Below are 11,837 nucleotides of genomic sequence, written 5' to 3'. Positions count from 1 at the left end.
CTAACCGACGCCCCCGGGCGAACGGTCAGTGACGCATAACTTGAGACAGGGCATTCGAATGCGGCAGGGGAATCGCCGCGATTTTCGTTTCGGATTTCAAACGGGCAGAACCATACCGGCGTGCGCGTGGAGTATTGGCACGTTGGGGGTGCCGATACTGTTGACGGAATCCGCGAAGGAAACATCATCGAACGCGCGCATGGCGCGCGGACGCTCTGCATCCCGACCAACGCAGCACACTCAGACCGTCTCGCAGGGGAACGCCGGTTCACGACGACGACATTCCATCCACAACGGATTGAACCCCACCGAACCCCCGAACCACAAGGAAACGAGACGATCATGACCATCGCGAACAGCACCGCCGACCTCATCGGGAACACCCCGCTCGTCAGGCTCAACCACATCCCCGCCGAAGACGGCGTCAAAGCCGTCATCGCCGTGAAGATCGAATACATGAACCCGGGAGGCTCCTCCAAGGACCGCATCGCCGCGCGCATCATCGACGCGGCCGAACGCTCCGGCGAACTGAAGCCCGGCGGAGTCATCGTCGAACCCACGTCCGGCAACACCGGCGTCGGCCTCGCCATGGTCGCCCAGCAGCGCGGCTACCGCACCATCTTCACCCTGCCCGACAAGGTCTCCGAATCGAAACGCGCCGTGCTGCGCGCGTACGGCGCCGAAGTGGTCGTCACCCCCACCGACGCCGGCCCCGACGACCCGCGCTCCTACTATCAGGTGGCCGAACGCCTCGCCAAGGCCATCCCCGGCGGCTATCGGCCCAACCAGTACGACAATCCGAACGGTCCCGCCAGCCACTACGCCACCACCGGCCCCGAGATCTGGCGCGACACCGACGGCAAGGTCACGCACTTCGTGGCCGGCATCGGCACCGGCGGCACCATCTCCGGCACCGGCAAGTACCTCAAGGAGGCGTCCGACGGGCGCGTCGTGGTCGTCGGCTCCGACCCTGAAGGCTCCATCTACTCCGCGGCCGATCCCGCCGACGTCCACCAGTACGACATCGAAGGCGTCGGCGAGGACTTCTACCCGAAGGCCTACGACCGTTCCATCCCCGACGAGATCGTCAAGGCGAACGACGCCGAAGCGTTCGAGATGACCCGTCGCCTCGCCTCCCGGGAGGCGCTGCTCGTCGGCGGCTCCTCCGGCATGGCCGTCGCCAGCGCCGTCAAGTACGCGAAGGCGCATGACCTCGACGAGCACCAGCTCGTCGTCGTGCTCGCCCCCGACTCCGGCCGCAGCTATTTGGAGAAGATCTTCGACGACGACTGGATGCGCGCCAACGGCTACGGCGACGTGGTCGACCGCACCGCGCAGCCATCCCTCGCCGAACAGTACCTGTGACCCCGCATCGTTCCCTCAACCCAACAGCATCAACCGAAAGGTAACCACATCATGACCGCCGCATACAACGCCCAGTTCACCGACACCGCCCTCGCCACCCGCGCCATCCACGCCGGACAGGAACCCGACCCCACCACCGGCGCCGTCGTCACACCCATCTACGCCACCTCCACGTTCAAGCAGGACGGCGTGCTCGGCCTTCGCGGCGGCCACGACTACTCGCGCTCCATCAACCCGACGCGCACCAGCTTCGACGAACAACTCGCCGCCGTCGAAGGCGCGAAATACGCGCTCTCCTTCTCCTCCGGACTCGCCGCCATCGACGTGCTGCTGCGCTCCACCCTGAAGCCCGGCGACAACATCCTCCTCGGCAACGACGTGTACGGCGGCACCTACCGTCTGCTCGCCAAGGTGTTCGTGCCGTGGGGCGTCGGCCTCGACGTGGTCGACATCACCGACCCGCAGGCCGTCGAGGCGGCGCTCGCCGCCAAGCCGTACCGCTACATCTGGGTCGAGACCCCGTCCAACCCGCTGCTCAACATCACCGACGTCGCGCTCACCGCCGAACTCGCGCACAAGCACGGCGCGAAGGTCGTCGTCGACAACACGTTCGCCTCGCCCGCGCTCCAGCATCCGCTCGACGACGGCGCCGACGCGGTCGTCTACTCGACCACCAAGTACATCGGCGGCCACTCCGACGTGGTCGGCGGCGCCGTCGTCCTCAACGACGCCGACGTGCGCGACCAGGTCGCGTTCCTGCAGAACGCGGCCGGCGCCGTGCCCTCCCCGTTCGACTCCTGGCTTGACATCCGAGGCCTGAAGACCCTCGACCTGCGCGTCAAGCGTCATTCCGCCAACGCGCTCAAGGTCGCGCAGTGGCTCGAATCCCAGCCGTCCGACGTGATCGAACGCGTCTGGTACCCGGGTCTCGAATCCCATCCGGGCCACGAGATCGCCGCGCGCCAGATGCACGGCGGCTTCGGCGGCATCGTCTCCGTGCAGCTCGCCGCCGGCGCCGAGGCGGCGAAGCGCCTCGTCGACCATACGGCCATCTTCACGCTCGCCGAATCGCTCGGCGGCGTCGAGAGCCTCATCGAGGTGCCCGCCGCCATGACCCACGCCTCCGTGTCCGGCACCACCCTGCAGGTTCCCGACAACCTGATCCGCATCTCCGTCGGCATCGAGGACGCCGACGACCTCATCGCCGACCTCGACCAGGCGCTGGCCCGGCTGTGAGCCCCACATTCCCCATGGTGCGGTGAACCTCCCATGGTGCGGTGCCCCAAAACGGCCGTATTCCGCCGTTGTGGAGAAAGTGTGTTGCCGCACCATGGGGAATGTATGGTGGAACCATGACTGGACCTGGACAGACGGCTGACATGCGTGCGGCGGCTTCGGCCGCGCTTGAACGGTATTTCGGCTACGCATCGTTCCGCCCCGGGCAGGACGGCGTGGTCGACGCGCTCCTCCGCGGGCGCGACGTGCTCGCCGTCATGCCCACCGGCGCCGGCAAATCCGTGTGCTACCAGATACCTGCCGCGTTGCTGCCCGGCGTCACCGTCGTCATCTCGCCGCTCATCTCCCTCATGCAGGATCAGGTCGACTCGCTGAACGACCAGGGTCTGGCGGCGGCGTTCGTCAACGGCACGCAGACGCCGGACGAACAGTCGATGGTGCTCGCCCAGGCGGCGGACGGGCAGGTAAGGATCCTGTACGTCGCCCCGGAACGGCTCGAGACCGGGCGGTTCCATGATTTCGCCATGCATACGCCGATCTCGCTCGTCGCCGTCGACGAGGCGCACTGCGTCTCCCAATGGGGGCAGGACTTCCGCTCCTCGTACCTCGGCATTGGCGACTTCATCCGCTCCCTGCCTCGCCGTCCGGTCGTCGGCGCGTTCACCGCCACCGCCACCGAGAAAGTGCGCTGCGACATCGTCGGCCTGCTCGGCCTCGCCTCGCCGCAGGTGACGGTCACCGGATTCGACCGGCCGAACCTGTACTTCGACGTCATCAACATGGAACGCAAACGCAAGGCCGCGTGGATCGTGGACTACGTGGTCGCGCATCCGGACGAATCCGGCATCGTGTACTGCGCCACGCGTAAGGAGACCGAGACGCTCGCCGGCACGCTGAACCAGTCGGTCCCGCAGCGTCCCGGCATGGGCGCGGGGGAGCGCGGCCCCATCGCCGTCGCCTACCATGGCGGCATGAACGCGGACGCGCGCGGGCGTGCGCAACGCGACTTCGTGACCGACCGGGTGCCGGTCGTCGTCGCCACGAACGCGTTCGGCATGGGCATCGACAAGTCGAACGTGCGCTACGTGATCCACCACAACATGCCCGAATCCATCGAAGCCTACTATCAGGAGGCCGGGCGCGCGGGCCGTGACGGCGAACCCAGCCGGTGCACGCTGCTGTGGAACGAGTCCGACATCGTCACGCGTCGCCGCCTGCTGGATTCGGATTACGACAACGATCGCATGACCCCCGAGGAGCAGGAGACCGCGCAACGCAACCGGCGCCGCCTGCTCGACGGCATGATCGGCTACTGCCGCACCACCGAGTGCCTCCACCGCTACATGACGCGCTACTTCGGGCAGGAGGACGGTCCGGCGGCTGCGGGCGATTCCGGCGCGGTGGCCGGCACCGCCACGTGCGGCGCGTGCGCGAACTGCTGCGAACGCACGTTCACCACCATCGACGTGACCGCCATCGCGCGCAACATCAGCCGCTGCGTGCACGACGTGATGTTCGACCACGACGAGCAGGGGCGCGAGACGACGCCGCGTCCGGTGCGCCGCGGCGTGGGCTCGGGCAAGATCGTGAGGATCCTGCGCGGCTCGCAGGCGCAGGATCTCGCATGGCTCAAGCCGGAGCGCATGCCCAGCTTCGGCGCGTTGAAGGACGAGCCGGAGGCGCGGGTGCGCGACGTGCTCAGCCAGATGGCCACCGACGGCCATCTCGTCATCGCCGACGGGCGTCTGCCGATCGTCGGCTTCGGCCCGCGGGCGGCGGAGACGGTCGCGCCGGACTTCCGCTATGAGATCAAACGCGTGGAACGCAGGGCCGGGCGTTCCGGCGCCGGCGCGGCGGACGGCGGTCGGATGCGCCGGCTCGGCGTCTCCGCCGGCGCGCCGTCCTCCACCGTGTTCGGCGCTGCGGGCACGAACGGCCCCGTCGACGCGGACGCCTATGTGCCGGGCGACGAGGAGGAGGCGCTGTTCCAGCGTCTGCGCGGATTGCGCAAGACCATCGCGCAGGAGATCGGCAAGCCGCCGTACATCGTGTTCTCCGACCGGTCGTTGCGCGACATGGCGCGCATCAGGCCGGTCACCGACGCGCAGTTCCTCGCCGTCTCCGGCGTGGGCGAACGCAAGCTTCAGGCGTACGGACGCCGGTTCATGGACGAGATCGCCGCGTTCGGCGGCGCGGCCTGAGCCGTTTCGGCGATCCCGTCTATAACGAGCGTCTATAACGCCGGCCGGGTGCGATGCGCCTTCGCCGGCGATCGGCGACTAGGATGGGCGGCGGATACGCCGGCGGCGTGCAGGAACGCGTCGAAGGGCGGCGTATACGGAAAGGAACGAACATGGCGGAGAAGACCGACAAGCCCGTGGTGGAGAGCTTCCAGCTCGACCATACGAAGGTGAAGGCGCCGTACGTGCGCTACATCGACACGGAGAAGGGGCCTCACGGCGACGTGATCTCCAACTACGACCTGCGTCTCGTGCAGCCGAACGAGAACGCGATCCCGACGGCCGGACTGCACACGATCGAGCACACGATCGCCGTGCTGCTGCGCGAACGCATCGACGGCTACATCGACTGCTCGCCGTTCGGCTGCCGCACCGGCTTCCACCTGCTCACCTGGGGCGAGCATCCCACCGAGGAGGTCGCCAAGGCGTTGAAGGAGTCGCTGGAGTTCATCGCGTACAAGGCCACGTGGGACGACGTGCCCGCCACCACGATCGAGAGTTGCGGCAACTACCGCGACCACAGCCTGTTCACCGCGAAGGAATGGTGCAAGGACATCCTCGCCAAGGGCATCAGCTCCGACCCGTTCGAGCGCAAGGTCGTCTGAACGCCGGACACGGGTCCTGCGGCGTCGCGGCCGCCGGCGCCCGTCCGCCGTCGCAGGCGGGCGGGCGCTTTGCGTCTCCGTACGGGCGTCGTCCAGCCGCGTCACAGGAAACGCGCGGTGTTTGTGAGGCGGGCATGGTAGCGTAGCGCGTCAGTTGATTGTTTTTCCCGATCGAATCCCCCGTGCGGGGCTCTCGCGCGACCGTGAGGTGAGGTGTGGTGTCCGATTCCAATGCGTCGTCCCGTCGTTTCCGCCACGCGACCATGCGTGACCTGCCGCACATGCTCAAGGTGTATGCGCATGCGCGCGAGCTGATGGCCCGCAACGGCAATCCCACGCAGTGGGGGACCATGTTCCCCCGCGAGGAGGTCGTGCGGGACGACATCGCCAACCAGCGCACGATGCTGCTGGTCGACACGCAGAACGGGCATGAGCGCATCCTCGCCCAGTTCGCCCTGTGCCCCGGCGAGGACCCCACGTACGCGCACATCGACGGCGCATGGCTCGACGACGACACGTATGTGACGATCCACCGCATCGCCTCGTCCGGTCTGGTGCGCCACGCCGCCCGAGACTGCATCCGGTGGGCGCTGAAGCACTACGGCAACGTGCGCGCCGACACGCATCCGAACAACAAGGCCATGCAGCATGTGCTCGAGACGAGCGGCTTCGCCCGCTGCGGCCTCATCCAGCTCATCGACAGGCCGACGGACACGACGCGCATAGCCTACCAGCGTCACGAATGGTGAGGAGCATCGGAATAACGGAGCGTCATCCGCGTTGCTCCTCGGTCGCGGTACCTTTGTACCGCTTCCCTCGGTGCGCCTTGATGCCGCACGCGTTATTCCAATGCTCCGAATCTACGGGAAAGCCCCTCGACGCGGATGCGCATCGAGGGGCTTCATCGTATCGGGCGGACGTGGCGGCTATTCGGCCTTCGCCGCGGCGACCTGCGGGGTCCCGGCCTCGTCCGCGCCCTCCAGCTTGGAGTGGCGGCGGCTGTAGCCGAAGTAGACGGCCAGGCCGATGGCCAGCCAGATCGCGAACCGCACCCAGGTCTCCCAGTTCAGGCCGGCGATGAACACCAGGCAGAAGATGATGGACAGCGCCGGCACGACCGGCACGCCCGGCGCCTTGAAGCCGCGGTGCGCGTCCGGGGCGGTTTTGCGCATCCACAGCACGCCGGCGGAGACGATGATGAACGCGGACAGCGTGCCGATGTTCACCAGCTCGAACAGGATGTTGATGTTGATGAAGCCGCCGGCGACCGCGGTGAGGATGCCGAAGAACCAGGTGCCCTTGAACGGGGTGCGGTGCTTCGGATGCACCTCGCTGAAGAACTTCGGGAACAGGCCGTCGCGGCCCATCGCGTAGCAGATGCGCGACTGGCCGTACAGCTGGACGAGCATCACCGTGGTCATGCCGACGAGCGCGCCGATGTTGACGATCACGGCCAGCCAATTCATGCCGGTGTACAGGATCACGCCGGCGACCGGGGCGTCGATGAACTTCGCGAACTCCTGGTAGGGCACGATGCCGGTCATCACGAGCGTCATGATGATGTAGATCACCGTCGAGACGGCGAGCGACAGGAGGATGCCGCGCGGCAGCGTCTTGTTCGGTTCGATGGTCTCCTCGGCGGAGGAGGAGACGGCGTCGAAGCCGATGAAGCTGAAGAACACGATGGACGCGGCCGGCAGGATGCCGTACGGCTGGGTGGAGCCGGGCTGGAACGTGTAGATGCCGTACGGGGAGAACGGCTGCCAGTTGGACGGCTTGACGTACCACACGGCGCAGATGATGAACAGCGCGATGATCGCGAGCTTGATCATCACCATGATGTCGTTGGTCTTCTTCGTCTGGTTGATGCCGATGGACAGCACCCAGGTGATGAGCAGCACGACCACGAAGCCGGGCAGGTTGAAGTAGGTGGTCACGCCCGGCGTGGTGCCGTACGCGGCCGTCAGCTCGACCGGCAGGCTCAGGCCGAACCCTTCGAGCAGCTTGTTGAAGTAGCCGGCCCATCCGGCGGACACGGTGGCCGCCTGCAGGGCGTATTCGAGGATCAGATTCCAGCCGATCACGAACGCGATGAGTTCGCCGAACGCCAGATACGCGTACGAGTAGGCGGATCCGGACACGGGGGCCATCGACGCGAACTCGGCGTAGCACAGGCCGGCGAAACCGCAGCAGATCGCGGCCAGCAGGAACGACACGGACAGGGCCGGGCCCGCGGTGAGCGCGCCCTTGCCGGTCAGGACGAAGATGCCGGTGCCGATGATCGCGCCGATGCCGAGCATCGTCAGGTCGAAGGTGCGCATCGTGCGCTTGAGCGGGGTGGAATCGGCGACAAGCTGATCCACCGTTTTCTTACGGAACAGATTCATGGTCTTCTCTCATGAACACGTGGAATGGGCTTGGCCGGACGGAATTCCGGGACCCCGGCACGCCTCAACGCCGGGAGTCTTGAATACGGTCGATTGTTGCCCCCGAACGTTACGGGCGGGAAAACGGCAAACAAACCGTGAAAAGCGAGTGTACATGGACTGCCGGAAAACCGGCGCGGCGCGTCTTGCGATGCGGCGCGGAACATGGATGCGGGACGTGGTCCCGCCGCCATCCGGGGCCGTCGCGGCGGCCGCCATGTGAGCGCGGAAACGGGCACGTCACCATGGCGCGCGACAATGGGGCACCATGAGTATGAACGCAGCTCCCGAAATCGAATTCAGCTCGGAGAAGGGCAAGGCCAACTACGCGGCCGCCCGACGCCGCTACCCCGCGCAGGCCATCGTCGACCTCAAGGCCCTGCGCGACAACATGGCGCATCTGGTGAGCGTGGTCGGCGGACCGCACTCCGGCACCGCCGTGATGGGCGTCGTCAAGGCCGACGCCTACGGCCACGGCCTGCTGCCCGCCGCGCTCGCGGCGCTCGCCGGCGGTGCGACCTGGCTCGGCACCGCCCAGTCGCACGAGGCGCTGCTGCTGAGGAAGCTCGGCATCGGCCCCGACCGCTGCCGCATCCTCACGTGGGTCTACAACGGCGCCGAAGTCCCGTTCGACGAGCTCATCGCCAACGACATCGACGTGTCCGTCGGCTCGCTGCCCGGCATCGACGCGGTGGCCGCGGCCGCCCGCAAGCTCGGCAGGACGGCGCGCGTGCACGTGAAGGTCGATTCCGGATTCGGCCGCAACGGCTTCACGCCGGAGGGCTTCGACGCGGCGCTCGCCAAGCTCGTCCCGCTCGCCAAGGAGGGCGTGCTGCACATCGTCGGCCAGTGGAGTCACCTCGCCGTGGCCGATTCGCCGGATGTGCCCGAGTTCGTCGCCTCCACCGACCGCCAGATCGAGAACTTCAAGGCGTTCACCGCCCGCATGGAGGCCGCCGGCATCGCCCCCGAGATCCGTCATCTCGCGAACACGGCGGCCACGCTGTCCCGTCCGGAGATCCATTTCGAGCTCACCCGCCCGGGCATCGGCCTGTACGGCTACGAGCCCGACCCGGCGATGGGCACGCCGTCCAGCTACGCGCTGAAGCCGGCGATGCGGCTGCAGGCGCAGCTCGGCACCGTCAAGGACGTGGAGGCCGGCTACGGCATCTCCTACGGCCGCACCTACCTCACCCCGGACGACACCTCCACCGCGATCGTGCCGCTCGGCTACGCGGACGGCATCCACCGCTCCGCCTCCGGATTCGACATGCAGGGCGCCAAGCACGTGGAGAAGCCGGGCGGCCCGGTGCGCGTGATGACCGCCGAAGGCCCGAAGCTGTACCGCGTCTCCGGCCGCGTGTGCATGGACCAGTTCATCCTCGACCTGCACGGTTCCGCCGCCGCGCTCGGCGTGCACGAGGGCGACACGGTCGAACTGTTCGGACCGGGCCGCGGCGAGGAGTTCGCCGAGCCGACCGCCGACGACTGGGCGCGCGCCGCCGACACGATCAGCTACGAGATCTTCACCTGCCTGCGCAACCGCATCCCGCGCCTGTACGAGCATGCCGCCGAGGTGCTGCCCGCGGCGGATCTCGCCAGGCTCGATCCGGCCTCGCTGCTGTAGCGGCGCGGGTGGCGCGGGTGCCGCGGGTGGTCCCGTGACGTTCGGCGCGTTCCGCGATGTTCGGGGACTCCCCTTGCGTAAGGGGGAGTCCCCGTTCTTTTTTCCGGTGTTTCCCCTTATTCGGGGGTATGTCTGTGAAACATAGAGCGTTCATGGAATCCATAGTGATAACGGGGGTATAAGCGCTTCCAATACGGGTGTTACGGGGGTATTCGCGACGGGGGAAATACCGATACCATGCGACGAAGAAGGACCGTTGTTCGCGGCGTGTCGCGATGCGGGGGAATTTTCCGGTAGATATGTACCGGTGCTCCGCTTAGCTTGCTATCAATGATGGTATTGCCATGCCGTCGAGGCCGTGCCGGCAGCCGCACGGCGATCGGATACGTCGAAAGGAGGCCGCCATGGGAACCGGAGCGTTCACCAACGAGGAGATCGCATACCTGCGGTCACTGCCCGCCGTCGCGCGCGTATCCAACGGACGGATCCGCTACTCCGAGGCGTTCCGCCGCGAATGCATGCGCCGGTACCACGCCGGCGAATCGCCCGTCCGTATCTTCCGCGACGCCGGACTGGACGCGTCCCTGATCGGCTACAAGCGCATCGAACGCTGCATCGCGCGATGGCGTTCGATGCCGGACGCCCCCGAAACCGTCGGGGGGACGGACGGGGGCGAACCGGGGGCGACGCGGACGGACGGCCGCCTCCCGAAGCCGTTCACGCCGGAGCTCAACGTGCGCGCCGGCAAGCGCGACCTGCGCGACCTGCTCATCTCCCAGCAGGTGATGCTCATCGAACACCTCGAATCCGAGGTCGAACGGCTCCGCGCCGAAGTCGGCGAACGGTCCGCGAAATAGACGGCCGCCGGGCTTGCTAGGCTGGAGGGCAGGGGAGGTGCATCATGGAATCCAGCCGATACGGGGACGAACCGGAAAGCCGCGTCGAACGCATCCCGAGCGGCGAAGGCTACACCTCCTCCGACGAGGAGCGGTGGGCGCCCGAACCACCCAAATCGAAGTCACGCACCGCGTTCGAACGCGACCGCGCGCGCCTCATCCACTCGTCCGCGCTGCGCCGGCTCGGCGCGAAAAGCCAGATCCTCGTCGCCGGCACCGACGACTTCGCCCGCACCCGCCTCACCCACACGCTCGAAGTCGCCCAGATCGGGCGCCAGATCGGCAAACTCCTCGGCTGCGACCCGGACGTGGTCGACTGCGCCTGCCTCTCCCACGACCTCGGCCACCCGCCGTTCGGCCACAACGGCGAGAAGGCGCTCTCCCGCATCGCCCGGAACATCGGCGGATTCGAAGGCAACGCGCAGACGCTGCGCCTCCTCACCCGGCTCGAACCCAAGGTGTTCCACCCGGACGGCCGCTCCGCCGGCGTGAACCTCACACGGGCCTCCCTCGACGCCGCCGTCAAATACCCGTGGACGCTCGCCGAGGCGGCGAAGCACCCCAAAGGCGAACGCAGCGCCAAATACTGCGTCTACCCGGACGACGAACCCGTCTTCCACTGGCTCAAGCAAGGCCTCGCCGACCCGACCGCACGCCCCATGGAATGCATGATCATGGACCTCGCCGACGACATCGCCTACTCGGTGCACGACGTGGAGGACGCCATCGCCACCGGCGCGTTCAACCCGATCGCGCTCGCCGACCCGCGCACGATCGACGCGATCGCGCTCGCCGACCCGCGCACGATCGACGCGATCGTCGGACAGACGCGCGCGTGGTACGGCCCGCAATGGGACGCGGACCGGCTCGTCGAGGCGTTCGCGCGCCTCAGACGGCTCGACATGTTCCCCGACCATTTCAACGGGTCGCGCTCGGCCCTGGCGCAGCTCAAGAACATCACCTCCGACCTGATCGGCCGATTCGCGTGGAGCGTCGAGGAGGCGACGCGCGACACGTACGGCGCCGGCCCGCTCACCCGCTATACGGCGAGCCTCGTCATCCCCGAGGAGACCTCGTACGAGATCGTCGCGCTGAAGGGCATCGCCGTGCATTTCGTCATGGCGCCGGGGGAGCAGGAGCCGATGCACGAGGAGGAGCGCCGCATCGTCGAGGACCTCGTCGACGTGCTCATGTCCGACGCGCCCCGCCCCAGCGACATCCTCGAAAGCCAGTTCCTCGAGGACTGGGAGACCGCCGCCAACGACGACGAGCGCCTGCGCGTCGCCGTCGACCAGGTCGCCTCCCTCACCGACTCCTCGGCGCTCGCGCTCCACTCGATCCTGTTCTGAACCGTCCCGCCGGTCGGCGCGGGGCCGCTCCGACACACGCCGACGGCGGAAACCGGCATACCCGTACCGGTGCCGCGGCAAGGCGGTAGGGTA

9 protein-coding genes are annotated in these 11,837 nt (G+C 67.5%); 8 read left to right on the top strand and 1 reads right to left on the bottom strand.

The genetic code is table 11. From position 1 onward, the window contains the following. Positions 1-342 precede the first annotated feature (342 nt). From Uis4E_RS03690 to Uis4E_RS03670, 5 genes are all read left to right on the top strand, one after another. Positions 343-1,365: a pyridoxal-phosphate dependent enzyme gene (locus tag Uis4E_RS03690; RefSeq protein WP_101621914.1), complete on the top strand. Its 1,023-nt coding sequence runs from the start codon at positions 343-345 to the stop codon at positions 1,363-1,365. 51 nt (positions 1,366-1,416) lie between these two features. After that, entirely contained in the window at positions 1,417-2,601 is a 1,185-nt protein-coding gene (locus Uis4E_RS03685) for a cystathionine gamma-synthase (RefSeq protein WP_101621913.1), read from the top strand. Positions 2,602-2,717: 116 nt separating this feature from the next. After that, on the top strand, positions 2,718-4,802 hold the full coding sequence (locus tag Uis4E_RS03680; protein WP_243394311.1) for a RecQ family ATP-dependent DNA helicase: 2,085 nt from the start codon (positions 2,718-2,720) through the stop codon (positions 4,800-4,802). Positions 4,803-4,954: 152 nt separating this feature from the next. Next, positions 4,955-5,446, top strand: coding sequence for an S-ribosylhomocysteine lyase (locus Uis4E_RS03675; RefSeq protein WP_034526894.1), 492 nt, complete (start codon positions 4,955-4,957; stop codon positions 5,444-5,446). Between the two features lie 263 nt (positions 5,447-5,709). Continuing rightward, positions 5,710-6,195 carry a GNAT family N-acetyltransferase gene (locus Uis4E_RS03670; RefSeq protein ID WP_165784841.1) on the top strand — a complete coding sequence of 162 codons (486 nt, stop codon included), beginning with the start codon at positions 5,710-5,712 and terminating at the stop codon, positions 6,193-6,195. A 177-nt stretch (positions 6,196-6,372) separates the two neighbouring features. Here the strand turns inward: Uis4E_RS03670 and Uis4E_RS03665 are convergent, their stop codons facing one another. Then, positions 6,373-7,833, bottom strand: coding sequence for an amino acid permease (locus Uis4E_RS03665; protein WP_101621911.1), 1,461 nt, complete (start codon positions 7,831-7,833; stop codon positions 6,373-6,375). Between the two features lie 307 nt (positions 7,834-8,140). Here Uis4E_RS03665 and alr point away from each other — a divergent pair, with 307 nt between their 5' ends. The 3 genes from alr (at position 8,141) to Uis4E_RS03650 (ending at position 11,744) form a co-directional block, all read left to right on the top strand. Next, the gene (gene alr, locus Uis4E_RS03660; RefSeq protein WP_101621910.1) at positions 8,141-9,499 is read left to right on the top strand and encodes an alanine racemase; all 1,359 of its coding nucleotides are present in this window, start codon (positions 8,141-8,143) and stop codon (positions 9,497-9,499) included. A 404-nt stretch (positions 9,500-9,903) separates the two neighbouring features. Continuing rightward, positions 9,904-10,356 (top strand): HTH domain-containing protein, encoded by a 453-nt coding sequence (locus Uis4E_RS03655; RefSeq protein ID WP_207764541.1) that lies wholly within the window; start codon positions 9,904-9,906, stop codon positions 10,354-10,356. A 44-nt stretch (positions 10,357-10,400) separates the two neighbouring features. Then, complete coding sequence (locus Uis4E_RS03650) at positions 10,401-11,744, top strand: deoxyguanosinetriphosphate triphosphohydrolase (protein ID WP_101621908.1); 1,344 nt, start codon at positions 10,401-10,403, stop codon at positions 11,742-11,744. The last annotated feature ends 93 nt before the right edge of the window (positions 11,745-11,837 follow it).

Source organism: Bifidobacterium parmae (assembly GCF_002860365.1).
GTDB classification, from domain to species: Bacteria; Actinomycetota; Actinomycetes; order Actinomycetales; family Bifidobacteriaceae; genus Bifidobacterium; species Bifidobacterium parmae.
Note: the sequence above shows the minus strand (reverse complement) of the source record. Positions and strands in the feature narration are given on the sequence as shown.

Bases quoted from the DNA above. Each gene is read 5' to 3' on its own strand.
- Uis4E_RS03690 (WP_101621914.1), top strand. From the start codon at position 343: ATGACCATCGCGAACAGCACCGCCGACCTCATCGGGAACACCCCGCTC.
- Uis4E_RS03685 (WP_101621913.1), top strand. From the start codon at position 1,417: ATGACCGCCGCATACAACGCCCAGTTCACCGACACCGCCCTCGCCACC.
- Uis4E_RS03680 (WP_243394311.1), top strand. From the start codon at position 2,718: ATGACTGGACCTGGACAGACGGCTGACATGCGTGCGGCGGCTTCGGCC.
- Uis4E_RS03675 (WP_034526894.1), top strand. From the start codon at position 4,955: ATGGCGGAGAAGACCGACAAGCCCGTGGTGGAGAGCTTCCAGCTCGAC.
- Uis4E_RS03670 (WP_165784841.1), top strand. From the start codon at position 5,710: ATGCGTGACCTGCCGCACATGCTCAAGGTGTATGCGCATGCGCGCGAG.
- Uis4E_RS03665 (WP_101621911.1), bottom strand. From the start codon at position 7,833: ATGAATCTGTTCCGTAAGAAAACGGTGGATCAGCTTGTCGCCGATTCC.
- alr (WP_101621910.1), top strand. From the start codon at position 8,141: ATGAGTATGAACGCAGCTCCCGAAATCGAATTCAGCTCGGAGAAGGGC.
- Uis4E_RS03655 (WP_207764541.1), top strand. From the start codon at position 9,904: ATGGGAACCGGAGCGTTCACCAACGAGGAGATCGCATACCTGCGGTCA.
- Uis4E_RS03650 (WP_101621908.1), top strand. From the start codon at position 10,401: ATGGAATCCAGCCGATACGGGGACGAACCGGAAAGCCGCGTCGAACGC.